Annotated in this window: 13 protein-coding genes; 7 read left to right on the top strand and 6 right to left on the bottom strand. The window is 60.4% G+C overall.

The features are described 5' to 3' along the window. The 3 genes from HUW35_RS04015 to HUW35_RS04005 all read left to right on the top strand — a co-directional run bounded on the left by HUW35_RS04015 (position 1) and on the right by HUW35_RS04005 (position 2,389). Complete coding sequence (locus tag HUW35_RS04015) at positions 1 to 1,221, top strand: hemolysin family protein (RefSeq protein ID WP_181254348.1); 1,221 nt, start codon at positions 1 to 3, stop codon at positions 1,219 to 1,221. A gap of 195 nt (positions 1,222 to 1,416) precedes the next feature. Next, entirely contained in the window at positions 1,417 to 1,701 is a 285-nt protein-coding gene (locus HUW35_RS04010) for a hypothetical protein (protein ID WP_181254347.1), read from the top strand. Between the two features lie 121 nt (positions 1,702 to 1,822). Beyond that, positions 1,823 to 2,389, top strand: a complete 567-nt coding sequence (locus HUW35_RS04005) for a CBS domain-containing protein (protein ID WP_181254346.1) — start codon at positions 1,823 to 1,825, stop codon at positions 2,387 to 2,389. A gap of 38 nt (positions 2,390 to 2,427) precedes the next feature. On the opposite strand, the gene HUW35_RS04000 is transcribed toward HUW35_RS04005, so the two are convergent. After that, positions 2,428 to 3,084 (bottom strand): 2OG-Fe(II) oxygenase, encoded by a 657-nt coding sequence (locus HUW35_RS04000; protein ID WP_181254345.1) that lies wholly within the window; start codon positions 3,082 to 3,084, stop codon positions 2,428 to 2,430. A 157-nt stretch (positions 3,085 to 3,241) separates the two neighbouring features. After that, positions 3,242 to 5,023 carry an SLC13 family permease gene (locus tag HUW35_RS03995; protein ID WP_181254344.1) on the bottom strand — a complete coding sequence of 594 codons (1,782 nt, stop codon included), beginning with the start codon at positions 5,021 to 5,023 and terminating at the stop codon, positions 3,242 to 3,244. Between the two features lie 324 nt (positions 5,024 to 5,347). Between HUW35_RS03995 and gcvT the strand changes: the two genes are divergently transcribed. Together gcvT and gcvH are read left to right on the top strand one after the other, a co-directional pair. Further along, a complete protein-coding gene (gene gcvT, locus HUW35_RS03990) occupies positions 5,348 to 6,436 on the top strand; it encodes a glycine cleavage system aminomethyltransferase GcvT (protein WP_181254343.1) in 1,089 nt (362 codons plus the stop codon). Between the two features lie 78 nt (positions 6,437 to 6,514). Further along, the gene (gene gcvH, locus HUW35_RS03985) at positions 6,515 to 6,904 is read left to right on the top strand and encodes a glycine cleavage system protein GcvH (RefSeq protein WP_181254342.1); all 390 of its coding nucleotides are present in this window, start codon (positions 6,515 to 6,517) and stop codon (positions 6,902 to 6,904) included. A gap of 102 nt (positions 6,905 to 7,006) precedes the next feature. Here the strand turns inward: gcvH and ptsP are convergent, their stop codons facing one another. Further along, the gene (ptsP, locus tag HUW35_RS03980; RefSeq protein ID WP_181255524.1) at positions 7,007 to 9,286 is read right to left on the bottom strand and encodes a phosphoenolpyruvate--protein phosphotransferase; all 2,280 of its coding nucleotides are present in this window, start codon (positions 9,284 to 9,286) and stop codon (positions 7,007 to 7,009) included. A 129-nt stretch (positions 9,287 to 9,415) separates the two neighbouring features. Next, complete coding sequence (gene rppH, locus HUW35_RS03975) at positions 9,416 to 9,919, bottom strand: RNA pyrophosphohydrolase (protein WP_181255523.1); 504 nt, start codon at positions 9,917 to 9,919, stop codon at positions 9,416 to 9,418. A 430-nt stretch (positions 9,920 to 10,349) separates the two neighbouring features. Between rppH and HUW35_RS03970 the strand changes: the two genes are divergently transcribed. Beyond that, complete coding sequence (locus tag HUW35_RS03970) at positions 10,350 to 11,042, top strand: HAD family phosphatase (protein WP_181254341.1); 693 nt, start codon at positions 10,350 to 10,352, stop codon at positions 11,040 to 11,042. A gap of 46 nt (positions 11,043 to 11,088) precedes the next feature. Next, positions 11,089 to 12,300 (top strand): imelysin family protein, encoded by a 1,212-nt coding sequence (locus HUW35_RS03965; protein WP_255463471.1) that lies wholly within the window; start codon positions 11,089 to 11,091, stop codon positions 12,298 to 12,300. Between the two features lie 84 nt (positions 12,301 to 12,384). On the opposite strand, the gene HUW35_RS03960 is transcribed toward HUW35_RS03965, so the two are convergent. After that, the gene (locus HUW35_RS03960; RefSeq protein WP_181254340.1) at positions 12,385 to 12,918 is read right to left on the bottom strand and encodes a DUF882 domain-containing protein; all 534 of its coding nucleotides are present in this window, start codon (positions 12,916 to 12,918) and stop codon (positions 12,385 to 12,387) included. Positions 12,919 to 13,422: 504 nt separating this feature from the next. Beyond that, positions 13,423 to 14,751: a murein L,D-transpeptidase gene (locus HUW35_RS03955; protein WP_255463470.1), complete on the bottom strand. Its 1,329-nt coding sequence runs from the start codon at positions 14,749 to 14,751 to the stop codon at positions 13,423 to 13,425. Positions 14,752 to 14,779: the final 28 nt, after the last annotated feature.

Raw genomic sequence — 14,779 nt, 5'->3', positions numbered from 1 at the left:
ATGGTTCTGCTGATTGTTTACGTTCTTATCGCACTGGGTTTTTCTTTCCTGTGCTCCATTGCCGAGTCGGTGATACTCAGTGTTACCCGCCCGTACGTGAGCCTGATGGAGCGCGAAGGACACAAGTCCGGGCGTCTGCTGCGCAAGCTGAAGGACGATATCAACGCGCCGCTTGCCGCAATCCTCACCCTCAATACCGTCGCGCACACCGTGGGTGCCGCCGGTGCCGGTGCCCAGGCTGCGGCGGTATTCGGCAACCATTATCTCGGCATCGCCTCTGCGATACTTACCCTGCTTATCCTGGTGTTTTCCGAAATTATCCCGAAAACCCTGGGCGCCGTGTACTGGCGGCAACTGGCTCCGGTCACTGCCTACGGCTTGCGCTATCTGGTGATTGTCCTTAAGCCTTTTGTATGGCTGTCGAACTGGTTGACCCGGGGGCTGGCCCATGGCCCAACCCTGACCGGATTCAGTCGCGAGGAGTTCGCTGTGATGGCGGAGATCGGTGAGGCGGAAGGGCAGTTGGAACGGCATGAATCCAGCATTCTGCACAACCTGTTTTTCACCCTGCGCGATCACACGGTGCGCGAGGTGATGACACCGCGCACGGTGGTGTACTCCCTGTCCCAGGAGTTGACCATTGAGGAGGCCTACGAGCCGGTGGAAAAAAGCCGTTTTTCCCGTATTCCGGTTTACGAAAAGGATGATCCCGACCTGGTGGTTGGATTCGTGCTCAAACAGGACCTGCTGCAGGCTTATGCCCGCGGCGAACGCGAAGAGAGCCTGCGCAGCCTGCGTCGCGATCTGTTGATGCTGCCGGAAACCGCGGCGATTTATCAGGTATTTCACAAGATGCTGTCGCGGCGGATCCAGATCAGTGCCGTGGTGGACGAGTACGGTAGCCTGGAAGGGCTGGTTACGCTGGAGGATATTCTCGAAACCCTGCTGGGAGAGGAGATCGTTGACGAGGCGGACAAGACGCCCGATCGCCAGGAGCTGGCCAAACGTCTGTGGCGCTGGCGTTCCAAACGCTACGGGTTGCGGGTGGATGAATCTGCACAGCGGGAGCAGGCGGGCGAAGAGCCCCAGGACCTGCTGCGGGAAACCATCAAGCGCCAGCTGGACGAGGTGGAAGGCGCTTCACGTGGACATGATGACAGCGCCGAGGGAGATTCCGAAACTCCCGGTGATAAAGGCGATAACAGCGGAAAAAATAGTTGAGTTGACCTTTGTGCAGCGGGCATCTGGCGGCAAGAGTGAGTGACCTCAACTCCCTATCGATTCATCGCAATACACTTGAAAAAGTGGCGCAGTGCGCAGATAACAGTAGCTACGGAGAAATAAAGATCAGCCCGACTGATCGCGGTAACACTCCCATAATTTTGATTCTGCCCTAACCTAGTCAGTGAGACCGTAGTGCGCGTTGGAATCCTGCTGATACTGCTGCAATCTGTATTGTTCTGTGCCGAAGGCCGCACGGAAGTACAGACTGTAGATGTACAGTCTGCGCAGACTCTGGTCAGTACCCTGATTGAAGGGGGAGGCGAGCCACAGGATCAACCGGACTCCAGTGCGGTAGCCACCGCAATACCGGTTAACTTTGCCGGCGCCTTGCCCGTTCCCCGGCTTCATCATCAACAGTTTTCACCCTCTGCGGCACTCGCCGCTCATCCCATCCGCGGGCCACCCGCCCGGCAATAAATTCCCGTTATCGAAATTGGCACCGATGGCTTTCCGCTTTGCTATCGGTGCCAGCCAAATCATTTGGTCGCATGCGTTACCAAAGACGGCCGCCTGCGCCTGAAAAAAGAGAATTATTGCCATGAAAAAACTGGAACTGACCCCGTTACAGGATTCTGACAAGCTGGTTTTCCCGGAAGAGTTTCACGAGCTGAGTCTGGACTCGCCGGCGCTCAAATTTGTCACCGACTTCAAGAAACATCATCCGGCAGTGCTGACGGCATCGATGTCTGCACTGGACGCGGCACAGGTGCTGCGCACCGGACATCTTTCCTGGGTACTGGTGATGGATCACCGGGGCGATTTTATCGGGTTGCTGACCGCTGAAGATGTGTCCTACCAGCGGGTCATGCAATTGGTGGCTGCAGGACACAGCCGCGGGGAGTTGACGGTGGGAGACCTGATGCGCCGCCGCAACCGCCTGCAGCTACTGAACCGCGATCAGCTGCGCGGCGCGTCTATCCGCGATGTGCTGGAGTCGATGCGGCGCAGCGGGCAGCGTCACTGCCTGGTAGTGGATACGGATCAGCACCATGTGCGGGGCGTGATCAGTGCCGAAGCGGTGGCCGCGCGCCTGAATATGGAGTACCCGATCGATACCCCGGAAAGCTTTGTTGAGTTACTGCGCGCAGTCGCTGCGGTGCACTGACCGCGCGCTTTACCGGGTTGTTTGCGTTGACCCTGCCCTCAGCGGGGCGGGTCAACGGTTTCCCCGAGGCTGTTATTTACCCGGAACCAGCCGGTTACGCTATAGCGCGGCCGGTGGCTGGTGAGTACCTCGTGGGGAAATTCCTCGGAGAGGAAAATCACCATCTGCCCGAATCGCGGTGCGACTTTCTCGATCACCGTATCGCTGTCCGGAGCGTAGATCTGCAGTTCGCCCCCGTCCTTGGGCTGCCAGTTCGGGGTCAGGTACAGCACCGTGCTCACCACCCGGTTGGTGCCGCCCTTGAACGCATCCATGTGCTTCTTGTAATAGCTGCCGCGATCGTAGCGCGCGTAATGGCATTCGTAGTCAAACAGCCCGAGAAACAGGCGTCGGTTCAGCCCCAGGCGCAGGGTTTCCGCCCAGCTCAGGTAGGCGGACACTGCCGGGTTGCTTCGATCCAGCCAGAAAATCTCATCCGTGCGCACAAACTGGTTCAGCTGGTGCTCCTGTTCGCGGCCGATACCAGCGGTCTGGAAGCGCGCGCGATCAATGGAGCGGAAGTGCCGTAACAACGACCCGAGCAGGGCCGGCGGCAGAGGTGCGGGCAGGACAATGTAGCCGGTTTCACGCAGCGCGCTGGCGATCACGTCGAGAGGGTCGCCGCCATCAGGGCCGCGCAGCCAGGTGTTGTCCACGGGGGATTCCGCGTGGGGAAAAGCAGCGTTCAATCAGGTGGATTCCGAAAGTGGCTGCGCGGGGGAGTCTACCGGGGAGGCTATCGGGCGCAGCGGGTTGGTCTGGGCGGCTTTTATACCGCCGCCCGCGTCGCCGCGCCAGCAAATTTTGTGAGGATTACTGACCCAGGGTGAGATCCCAGCCAGTAATCAGAATGGTCACTGTCACCGCCCCGATCAGCAGGTTCATGGGAATGCCGACTTTCAGGTAATCGGAGAAACGATAGCCGCCGGGACCGTACACCATCAGGTTGGTCTGGTAGCCCAGCGGGGTGGCGAAGCTGGCGGAGGCGGCCATCATGACCGCGAACATAAAGGGTTCGGGATTCAGTCCGGCGCTGGCAGTAATCTGCAGCACGATGGGCACCATGATGATGGCGGCCGCATTGTTGGTCACCATTTCGGTGAGCAGGGAAACGCACAGGTAGACCAGGATCAGCATCAGCCAGGGATGACCGTAGGAGAGCGAGATCACGCCTTCTGCCAGCATGGCGGCAACACCGGTTTTTTGCAGCGCGACGCCCAGGGCGAAGGAGGCCGCAATGGTGATCAATACCGGCAGGTCGAGGCTTTTCTGTGCCTGGTTGACCGAGCAGCAGCGGGTCACCAGCATGGTGCCGGCACCGATCAGGGAGGCGTTGAGCATGCTGATCAGCCCGGTACCCGCCGCCAGCACAATCGCGATCAGGATTAACCAGGAGGTAAGGCCGCGCTCGTGGCGGGGGCTCTCCGCTTCCAGGTCATTGATCAGCAGGAAGTCCTTGCTGTAGCGCTGGCGCAGCACGAAGCCGGGGCGCGCTTCCAGCAGCAGGGAGTCACCGGCTTTCAATTTGATACTGCCGAGGTTGCCCTCGACCCGCTGGCCCTCACGCGCCACCGCGAGTACCGCGGCGCCGTAGCGTTTGCGGAACTGGGCATCGCGAATACTGCTGCCGATCACCTCGCAGTGCGGGGAGACCACTACCTCGACCAGGCGGCGTTCCTCGATACCGGTAGTGAGCGCGGTATCCTCGTCGTGGTGGTCCGACGGCACTATGCCGCGCATGCGCAGCAGGTCGGAAATCGCCTCGGTATCCCCGGCGAACACCAGCCGATCGCTGCCGCGCAGCTTCTCCCCGGAACGCACCGGGGTGATGATGCGGCCATCCCGCTCGATCTCCACCAGGTAAACCCGGCGCAGTCCGCGCAGCCCGGCGTCTTCCACGGTCTGTCCTAACAGTGGGCCCTCGCTGTCGATGGCCACTTCCAGGGTAAATTCCCGCAGGTTGCCAAAGGGCTTTTTCTCGCGGCGGTCCGGCAGCCAGCGGGGAAAGAACAGCAGCATGAAGGCCACGCCGACGAGCGCGGCGGGCAGGCCCACCGCGGCGATGGAAAACAGGGAGAAGCCCTCGTTGCCGGTAATGGCCTGGTACTGGCCATTGACCACCAGATTGGTACTGGTGCCGATCAGGGTGAGGGTGCCACCGAGGATGGCGCCGTAGCTCAACGGAATCATCAGCTTGGAGGGGGCGATATCGATCCGCTTGGCCCAGGCGTTCAGTGCCGGGATCATGGTTGCAACCACCGGCGTATTGTTGAGATAGCCGGACAGGGCCACGACCGGTGCGAACACCCGCAACATGGCCGAGCGCACCGTATTTGGGCGCCCCAGCAGGTGTTTCACCATCATATCGATGCCACCGGACGCGTGGATACCGGCGGCTACCACGAACATCGCTGCCACGGTGATCAGCCCGCTGTTGCTGAAGCCGGACAGGGCTTCAGTCGGGGTGAGAATACCGCTGACACTTAGCAGGGTGAGCGCGGCCATCATCACCATAAAGGCCGGAATACGGGTGAAGATCAGTGTGGCCAGTACGGCGAAAACAAGAAAAAGGGAAAACCAGCCGGACCAATCCATAGGAAAAAGCGTTTATTGGGGACAGATGACGGCTAAAGCTACTGCAAACGCTTTAGTACCAAAAGTGATTTTTTCGCATATTTATATAGCGTTGCTACAAATATGGAGTCGATTCCACGGTGAAAAGTGCGCGCAGACTGCTTCATAAGCGTTGCCGGGTAAAATTTTTCACTGCGGCTGCTAGTCTTTGCAGAGTATTGGCATCTGGTATCTGCCATTGCCGGGCCGTTAGAATACGCGGCTTTGCCGCCTGCCGCCGTCCACCGGATTGACGGTATGCAGTCCGCGCCTTCACTCAGTTTCAAGAACGGGATTCAGCACAGAATGGGAAACAAAACCGCGCTTTACGATGCCCACGTTGCCATGGGCGGCAAAATGGTGGACTTCGGTGGCTGGGACATGCCGCTGCACTACGGTTCACAGCTGGAAGAGCACCACAAGGTACGTCAGGGCGCGGGCATGTTCGACGTCTCCCACATGACCGTGGTGGATGTGGATGGTAATGGCGCGCGCGATTTTCTGCGCACCCTGCTTGCCAACGATGTGGCCAAGCTGGACGGCAACCCCGGCAAGGCGCTCTACACCGGCATGCTGAATGAAAAAGGCGGTGTGGTGGACGACCTGATCGTATACCTCCGCGACCCGGGTTACCGCGTGGTGGTCAACTGCGCCACCCGGGAAAAAGATCTGGCTTGGATGAACCAGCAGGCCGCTGCCTTCGATGTGACCCTGACCGAGCGCCCGCACCTGGCGATGATTGCCATCCAGGGCCCCGACGCCATCGGCAAGGTGAAGGAAGTCATGGGGATCGATTGGACCGCGGCCATCGATGGTCTCAAGGTGTTCAACAGTTTTGCCCGTGACGACTGGTTTATCGCCCGTACCGGCTACACCGGTGAAGATGGCCTGGAAATCATGCTTAACAACGATGATGCTCCGGGCTTCTGGCGCGCACTGGCCGATGCCGGTGTCGCTCCCTGCGGTCTTGGTGCGCGGGATACCCTGCGTCTGGAAGCGGGGATGAACCTGTACGGCCACGAGATGGATGATGATACCTCTCCGCTGCAGGCCAATATGGCCTGGACCATCGCGTGGGAACCGCAGGATCGCAAGTTCATCGGTCGCGAAGCGCTGGAGCAGGAAAAGGCTGCGGGCGTCGAGAACAAGCTGGTCGGCCTGGTGCTGGAAGAGCGCGGTGTTCTGCGCGCCGGGCAAGAGGTTGTGGTGGACGGCGAGGATCGCCGCGGTATCATCACCAGCGGAACTTTCTCCCCCACCCTGGGCTTTTCCATTGCCATGGCCCGGGTACCGGTGAGTGTGGGCGACTCTGCACAGGTCGAGATGCGCAAGAAGCTGATCCCTGTGCGGGTGGTAAAACCGAGTTTTGTGCGCAACGGCAAGTCTCTGGTGTGAGGCTGCCTGCGGGCCACTGGACTATTTTCTGAATACATTGTTTACAGCTAATTTTGAGCTTTTTTGAGGGAAGAACCCATGAGCGAGATTCGCAGCGAACTGAAATACGCCTCCAGCCATGAATGGGCGCGGCTGGAAGAGGATGGCACCGTAACCGTGGGCATCAGCGATCACGCCCAGGATGCGCTGGGTGACGTGGTATACGTGGAGACCCCGGAAGTGGGCCAGACCCTGAACGCCGGCGAAGAGGCGGGTGTGGTTGAGTCGGTCAAGGCCGCCAGCGACATTTACTCCCCGATCTCCGGTGAAGTGATTGCGATCAACGAAGCGCTGGAAGACGAGCCGGAAACCGTCAACTCCAGCCCGTACGACGACGGCTGGTTCTTCAAGATCAAGCCGAGCGATGAAAGCGAGCTGGACAAGCTGCTGGACGCGGAAGCGTACAAGGCGGAAAGCGACGAGGGCTGATCAGCGCCTCACTTTCCGAAACAAAAACGCCGGGCATTGCGCCCGGCGTTTTTGTTTGTTTGGCAGTAGTACTGCCATAAAAATCTCCACGAATCCCCGGGGTCAGGTATCCGAACTGGCCTCAGCCTGCTGCGGCTGTACCAGCCCGCCGATCCCCAGATCCTGTAAATACCCGCGCAGCTTTTCCTCAATCTGCTCCGGGCACTCCATTGTCAGTACCTGCTGGAGCAGGCGGTCGAGATCCGATTTTTTCACCTCCCGCAGCGCGGCCTTAACCCGCGGCAGGTTGGTGGCGTTCATCGACAGAACGTCGTAGCCCATCGCCACCAGCAGCAGCGCGCCACCGGGATCGCCAGCCAGCTCGCCACAGATACCCACCTTGGTACTGGTCTCGTGCCCGGCAGTAACTACCTGCAGCAGTGCTTGCAGCACCGCTGGATGGAAGCTGTGGTACACGCCGGCTACGCGGCTGTTATTACGGTCTACCGCCAGCAGGTACTGGGTCAGGTCGTTACTGCCCACGGACATGAATTCCACCCGCTTGGCCAGCTCGCGCGCCTGGTATACCGCTGACGGCACCTCGATCATGATGCCGAGTGGAGGACGCTGGATCGCGTAGCCCTCATCCACCAGTTCATCGTAAGCCCGGTCCACCAGCTTGCGTGCAGCTTCCAGCTCGCCGACACCACTGATCATCGGCAGCATGATGCGCAGATTGTCGAGCCCCAGGCTCGCTTTCATCATCGCGCGCACCTGGCCCAGGAAAATCTCCGGGTGGTCGAGAGTCACGCGGATACCGCGCCAGCCGAGGAACGGGTTGGTTTCCTCAATCGGAAAATACGAAAGTGCCTTGTCGCCGCCGATATCCAGGGTGCGCATGGTCACCGGGCGCGGTGCAAAAGCCTGTAACTGTTCGCGATAGATTTCACGCTGCTCCTCTTCCGAGGGGAAGCGGTCGCGCAGCAGGAAAGGTACTTCGGTGCGGTACAGGCCAACGCCCTCCGCGCCGCGTTCGAGCGAGCGCACCACATCCGCCATCAGCCCGGTATTCACCCACAGCCGTACCCGGTGGCCGTCGGCGGTCTCGCATGGGAGTTTGGCCAGATGGTCCAGATTGCGCGCGAGTTCGCGCTCTTCTTCCACAATCGCGTCGTAACGGCGCTTCAGTTCGGGGCCGGGATGGATATGCAGTTCACCGCGGTAGCCGTCCACCACCAGCTCGACCCCGTCCACCTGCTCCCATGGCAGTTCCTGGACGCCCATTACCGCCGGTACCCCCATGGCCCTGGCAATGATGGCCACATGGCTGTTGGAGGACCCTTTGATGGAGACCATCCCGGCGAGTTTTTCCCGCGGCACGTCTGCCAGCACGGATGCGGTCAGCTCCTCGCCAACCAGCACGGTATTGTCCGGGTATTCGCGCAGGCTCAGTTCCTGCTGGCGCAGGTGCATCAGCACCCGCGCGCCCAGGTCGCGTACATCGGCGGCGCGCTCGCGGAAGTAGGAGTCGGACATGGCTTCGAAGCGACGTACGTGTTCCAGCATCACTTCTGCCCAGGCACGGCTGGCGGTCAGTTGCTGGCGGATGCGCTCGCACACCTCGACGGCGATGGAGTTGTCGTCGAGCATGCTGATATAGGCATCGAAGAGCGCGCGCTCCTCTTTGTTGAGGTCGTTCTTCAGGCGTTCGCCGACATCGCGGATTTCATCCCGCGCCGTGGCCAGGGCCTGGTGGAACAGCTTCAGTTCCCCCTCGACGTCCATGGTGCAGGCAAAGGGCACGGTGGCGAGGTTGGCGGGCGGCGCGACGATGTGCGCGCGGCCGATGGCCACCCCGGGGGAAGCGGCGAGGCCGGTGAACTTGGTCTCGTTGCGCTGCTGGCCCATGTTGGCCAGGGCCCCGGTGGCTTCTGCGTGGGCGATAACGCCGGCAAGCTGTGCGGAAAGCGTGACCAGGAAGGCCTCTTCGCCCTCGTCAAAGCGCCGCCGCTCGGTCTGCTGAACCACGAGAACGCCGAGCACGTTGCGATGGTGGATGATGGGGGTGCCGAGAAAGGCGGAGAAGCGCTCCTCGCCGGTGGCGGGGAAGTACTGGAATGCGGGGTGGGCCTCAGCGTGTTCGAGGTTGATGGGCTCTTCGCGGGTGGCGACGTTGCCCACGAGGCCTTCGCCCGGGGCCAGATGTACCTGGCCAACGGCGTCCTGGTTCAGGCCTTCGGTGGCCATCAGCACATAGTTGCCGGATTGTTTGTCGCGCAGGTAAACCGAACACACCTTGGTTTCCATCACCTCCCGCACCCGCCGGACAATGATGTTCAGCGCGGTGGTGAGATCCCGGGCGGTGTTGACTTCCTGAACGATGCTGCGCAGTGATCCGAGCAAAGTGGCTTCCTCGCCGTATTCTTCCACCCCCGCCCAATTGCGGAGGCTGTCACTGGCCGTGTCGCGCTCTGTGGTTGCCGGATTTTTCCTCGGCAACTGCGCCGGGCTGCTCCCGGTGCAGGCACAGATTTACTGGTCGCGTTTCAGCCAGCGTCTTTCCAATTGTAATTGCGTGGGCGCAAGCTCTGTAAGCGCGCGTCGGTAAACCTCCCGTTTGAAGGTCACCACCTTGGTCAGCGGGTGCCAGTAACTCACCCACCGCCAGTGATCGAATTCTGGCTTGTAGCCGTTTTCGAAACTGATGTTGCTTTCTTCGGCGTTCAGCTGCAACAGGTACCATTTCTGCTTCTGGCCGATGCACAGCGGCTCGGAGCGCCGCCTGACCAAGCGTTGTGGCAGCCGGTAGCGCAGCCATCCGCGGGTGCTCGCGAGCAGGGTAACCTGACTGCGGGTCAGGCCGACCTCTTCGTAGAGTTCGCGATAGAGCGCATGCTCCGGGGATTCGCCGGGGTTGATGCCGCCCTGAGGGAATTGCCATGCGTCTTTGCCACCCACCCTGCGCGCCCACAGGGCCTGACCGCGCTCGTTCAGGACAATGATGCCGACGTTGGGCCGGAAGCCTTCACTGTCGATATTGCTATCGTTGTCCGAAGTCGTACCAGATTTTTCCGCACCCGACTTGCGGGGGGCTTTTCCGCCGCCGGATTTGTCGTTGCGCGCGGAAGATCTGGCGGGTCTGCGGCGGTTTTTACGCCCGGCTGGAGTCTGCTTGCCGTCGCCCAAAATGCCGTCCTCAAATTTGCCGGTGCGTTACCAGAGCGGTATTGGATACCTGACGCACCATAATGTTCTGCATTGTTCCACAGCGACTGAATTACGGCAATTCGGTGACATCGGTCGGTGCAAGCTGCCGCCGCAGCGGGGTAAAATCTCCCGCCTTGGAGATTGGTGAGGGCGGTTTTCCCCCGCCAGCATTACAGCGGCGACGTCGGTTTGGCGTAAAAAATGGCCGTTCGGGCAACCTGCGCGTCAGTGTTGCCTATAGTCAATAAAGGAGAATTTTGTGCAGCTGGCGATTTTTGACCTGGATAACACCCTGATTGGCGGTGACAGTGATCACGCCTGGGGTGAATTTCTGGTAACCCGCGAATGTGTGGATGGCGATCGCTTCCGCAGTGAGAACGATCGCTTCCTGCGGGAATACCAGAGCGGCAGCCTGGATATTTTCGCCTACCTGTCGTTCGCCCTGGAGCCGCTGGCGCAACTGTCCCGCGGGCAGCTGCGAAATCTGCAGCGGGAATTCATGCACGAAGTGATCAGCGACATCTGGTTGCCCCACGCGGAAACGCTGATCCAGCACCACCGGGAGGCCGGTCACCACATTATGATCATCACCGCCACCAACCGCTTTGTGGTGGAACCCATCGCCACCCGGCTGGGAGTGGACACTCTGCTGGCTACCGAGCCGGAAGAGGTCGATGGCAAATTTACCGGCCGTGTGGCCGGCGAGCCCTGTTTTCAGGAGGGCAAGGTCATCCGCCTGCAACAGTGGCTGGAACAGAATCCGCGCTATGCCAGCGGGGAGAAATGGTTTTACAGCGACTCCATCAACGATCTGCCGCTGTTGCAGCAGGTTGAGCACCCGGTGGCGGTCGACCCGGATACGCGCCTGCGGGACGAAGCGCTGTCCCGGGGCTGGCAGGTAATCAGCCTGCGCGGCGATAGCGAGGAATTTACCAGCGTGCTGCAGCGGTAATCGCGGCGCGGAAATCGGTCTAACTACGCACAGTTCAGGAAAATACGTGAAATACGCAGTCAATAAGTCTCTCCCGCCCTTGGCCCGGGCGCTACCGCTGGCACTGGCCCTGAGTGGGCTGCTGGTGCTGGCAAGCGGATGCGAGCGCAAGGCTCCGGAAACCGAGGAGGAATCCAGTGCGCCGGTGGCGTCGGCACAGGTGATCGACAAAGCCGCCGCGGAAACCTTCTCCACAGAGTACTGGCAGGCGGGACAGGCACAGATCATCGATGCCGAAGCGGCCGGGCAGGCGCTGGAGCGCGCGGTGGCTGAGCTGTTGGAATCACCCACCGAGGATCATCTCGAGGCGGCCAAGCTGGCTTGGCTGGATGCGCACCGGGAACTGGCTGGTGCACTGCCGTTTATCAAGGTGGCCTTTTCACCGGCTGACCTGCAGCAGCAAGGCAAAGAGCTGATGCTGGCACTGGACAGCTGGCCCACCCAGGCCGGTTATCTGGATACGGTGCCCGGCTACTCCACCAGCGGTATCGTCAACGACACCGCCATTGAGCTCACCCTCGCAAACCTGCGCAAGCAGCATCGCCTGACCGCCCATGAAGAGGCCAGCACCGGCTTTCACGCGCTGGAGGTCATGTTGTGGGGGCCCACCAGTGAGCGCAGTGCGGAACAGTTTGCCAAGGTCAGCGGCGGTGAGCAGCCCGAGGCCCAGGCCTCCAACCGCCGTCGCGAGTTGACCCGTTTGATTACCCAGGGTATCCGTGAGGATCTGTCCGGACTGGCGACACGCTGGCCGCTGACGGCGAATGACCTGTCCCAGCGCTATCTGGCCAAGCCCCCCGCGGCGCGCCTGCAGTGGATTCGTTCCGCGCATATGGACCTGATCAATAACGAAGTGTTGCCGCGGCTACCCGAGAGTTCGGAAAGTGATGTGGAAAGCGGCCGCGCGGCCGATTCGAAGCAGGCGTTGCTGGCGATGCTGCGAAATCTGCAGGCTAGCTGGCTGCCGGAAGGCGGTGGTGGCCTGGCGGATCTGTTACTGGACCGTCACCAGACCGCGGCACTGGAGCAGGTGTTTCTCCAGTTGGAGGCGCGCCTGTTGAAAATGGAAGACCCCATTGAACTGGCGGCACCGGCGGAGCTGCAGCGCAGCCGACAGCAGATCGAGACATTATTGGGATTGATCTCTGGTGATACCCGGGTGCCCGCGCGCGAAGAGGACATGACCCCAGTCAGCCTGACTACCCCGGCGGAGGACTAGCGCCGCGCGCTTTTACGCAGACTTCAGACGCAAAAAACCCAGGCATAGCCTGGGTTTTTTGGTTCTGGCCAGCGCGGCTGGTGATTACCAGCGGCGTACCGGACCGGTATCGACGTGTACGAAGTTACTCTTCGGGTAGTAACCCACACCGCCCGCTTTCAGGTCCAGAGCAGCCTGGCGTACTTTGGACAGTGCGACACCCGGCATACGGATATCCAGTGCCATACCGCGGGTGTGGTAGCTTCGGCGTGCCACACCTCGGCCCGCTGCACGCAGCTTGGCGTTGGTCTTCGGCGAGCGGTATCCGGAGATGATCTCGATTTCGCCGTTGTAGTTCAGCTTTTCTTTCAGCTTGTACACGATATCGAACAGTTTCGGGTCCATACGTGTAACTTCGTTGGCGCGGTGGTCGCGCAGCAGTCGGTTGAATTGCTTCAGGCCGCTGCTTGCGTAGTCGCCATCCGCCCAGTAGGCGGTATTCAGGCGCTCACCGGTGTGCAGGTTGCGCATTTTCAGGTTGCGCGACTTGCCTACTTTTGCCAGTGCGGGGCCGGCTGAAACCGCCGCCGCGGTAGCTGCAGAAACTGCCAAAAACCTGCGTCGTGAAAGTTCTTTCATACCCTGTTACCGCCTTTGGTTTAGTAGTGAGTGTTGCCGTCATGAGCTTCTAGTCTTCGAGTCGCTTCCCCTGCATCTCGGTATGGCTGCACTGTACGAAAAATAATCATTGGTTACAAACCGATCAGGGCTTATCGCGAATTGGTCAAAAAATAGCCTGGTGTTTTTTTTCTAGCAGCCTACGGCTTTCGGATTTTTTTTGCCGGGTGCGCCGTGCAAAGCCGCGAAATCTTGGTGACAACGTTGTCATGATTAGAAAATTATTTTTCTGCGACTGCCTGGTTCTGGCTTTTGCGGTTTTTCAACGCGTGCGTGGGACCACCGGGTTTTAGGCGTGGTTTTGCGGTGGATCAGTGCGCGAAAGGGGCTGTTGGCGCAAGGGGCTGTGCGCTGAAACCACCTCTTATGGCCGGACCAAAGGGTTACGGGTAGCGGATATTTTGCTCAAAGTGATGAGAAGGCAGGGCCCCCGTGGGCGTTTGCATACCTTGGAGGCGATTCGGGTCATTTATCCCTGTGGTAGATGTCCGGGCGGAAGTTGACCTTGCCCAGGCCGTCAACCCAGGCGGTCAGGTAGGTGATGAAGAGCTTGGGCGGATCGTCCACCTTGATGGTGACCGATTCGTCCCCGGTGGTCGCCTGTGCGACCCGGGTTCTGTCCCAGCCCTGTTGGCCGAGCAGGGCGTAAGCCAACTCCTCCGGTTGCTGCAGGCGGATACAGCCGTGGCTGTACGCCCGGTGGTGGTTCTCAAACAGGCTCTGCGCCTGGGTGTCGTGCAGGAAGATGGCCTGCTTGTTGGGGATAACAAACTTCACCCGCCCGAGGGTATTACCGGGCCCTGAGATCTGGCGCAGGGTGGCCTTGCCGCTGGCGGCACTCTGGATACTTTCGTCGCTAATCGGAGTAGTGGTGTTGGTGCCGTACTTCACGACCCGGTAGCCGCGTTTGTGCATGGCTTCCGGATTATTACGGGCTTTGGGCAGGAGATCGGTCAGCAGGATGCTGCGCGGCACCGTCCAGGTGGGATTGAATACCACGGATACGACTTTGGTGGTCATCTCCGGCGTGCGTTTGGTGCTTTTGCCTACCACGGTTTTCATCGACAACACGATTCGTTGTCGATCGACCAGTTGCAACCGGAAGTCCGGAACGTTTACCAGAATATAGCGCTGCCCCGGGTTGTCGGGCAGCTGGTCCCAGCGCTTGGCATTCAGCTCCAGCAGTCGCGCCAGCTCTTTGGGGGGGCGCTCAAGTTCCCGCAATGTGGCTTTGTCTGCAACACCGGTGACAACCATGCCGTGTCGGCGCTGGTAGGACTCCACCGCCAGTTGCAGGCCGGCATCGAATCGCTCGGGATTGATGTCCCCAGTAGATACCGGGCCAGGTTGACCGGTGTAGTCGCCGAACAGGTTGAGCAGCTTGCGCAATTGCCCCACGCGCGGTCCCTGATCGCCGGCGCGCAGGGGAAGGCCCGGCTCGATTGCCTGCCACTGGCTGTTCAGCTCGCGGTAGCGCGCCGCCTCTTCCCGCAGACGGTTGCCGGCAGTGGCAAAGTGCACTGCGCTATCGGCACCGGAGTACGGCCGTTTGGGCTCAGGTTTTTCCGAATCAGGTTTGTCGGCTATCAACCGTTCTGGCGGTGACTTGCGCGGTGCCTGCTCGGGTAGCGTTTGTTCCGTCAGTACTTCCGGCTGTTCGCCCGTGGCTTCGGGTTCTTCGACCGCCGCGGTTTTCATCAGCGGCAGCAGGGCGCAGCAGCTCAGTGCCACGATGGCGTAAAAATGGCGACCGTATTTGGATCGCACATGTTGTTCGTTAGTGGTACTGCTCATGGGAACCCCCATTCCTCATTCTGCGGCG

This window comes from Microbulbifer sp. YPW1, from assembly GCF_013367775.1.
GTDB lineage: Bacteria > Pseudomonadota > Gammaproteobacteria > Pseudomonadales > Cellvibrionaceae > Microbulbifer.
This window is presented reverse-complemented; position numbering and strand designations above follow the sequence as displayed.